The 849-nt window shown below is 64.5% G+C and carries 1 protein-coding gene; it reads right to left on the minus strand.

Annotated features, from left to right (window positions below):
• Window positions 1–27: 27 nt before the first annotated feature.
• Window positions 28–579 (minus strand): IS110 family transposase, encoded by a 552-nt coding sequence (locus IEX64_RS24290; protein WP_229710739.1) that lies wholly within the window; start codon window positions 577–579, stop codon window positions 28–30.
• Window positions 580–849 lie beyond the last annotated feature (270 nt).

An 849-nucleotide genomic window follows, 5' to 3' on the forward strand; every position in this document is an offset into this window, starting at 1 on the left:
GAATGAGGGGTCCCGATTGGACGCCGATCAACCCGCTACGGGGTTCCTTTTGCACGCCGGTCCACAGGTCATGCCGATAAACCGCTCGCGCAAGGGTTGCGGTGCGTTCACCAGCAGTGTCTTGAGCGTGACCATGGCTTGTGTTCGCGCCTTGAGCGCGGTGTCGCGAGCGATCTTGAGGTGGCGGATCATTTCGACGGTGCCATCGCCGAATTTGGGCTCACCGTCGGCCTCACCCGCAAGAACGGCTCGTGCGGCGGACTCGGCATCCACGGTGTCGGTCTTGCCATGCCGGCGTCGGAGCTGCCGGTTGACCCGGCCGACCTCGATGACGCGCAAGCCCTTCGCAGCCAGCGCACGTGCGAGGCCTGCCCCGTAGGAGCCAGTTCCTTCGATGCCGAACGCATGCACAGTTCCGTGCCCGGTTGCCCAGTTAACCACCTGGCGATAGCCCGCGCTGGTTACCGGGAACGATGCGGTGGCTAGCCGGACACCCAGTCCGTTGATCGCGACGGCGACGTGAACGTCTTTATGGGTGTCGATGCCGATGACGACGGCCTCGGGTGTGATATCATGCATACGGGTCCTCCAGGCGGGTGGAACCCGAAGGCGCTTCGCGAGCGGACAGGACTGTGACGGGACGGCACTCCCTCAGGCTCCTATCAAGTCACGCCTCGCGGCGCCCCGGGTGCAGCCTGGAGGGCCGACAGATCAACGCCATGACACGTGGTCAGTCGTAAGCACGGGTCAGGCCTTCCAGACTGCACGCACCTTCTCACAGTCGTAGCTGTCACCGACGCTGCCGACCGATGGCACGAGGTTGGCCTCGGCGAGACGCTGGGTGTAGTT

This window comes from Novosphingobium indicum, from assembly GCF_014645195.1.
GTDB lineage: Bacteria > Pseudomonadota > Alphaproteobacteria > Sphingomonadales > Sphingomonadaceae > Novosphingobium > Novosphingobium indicum.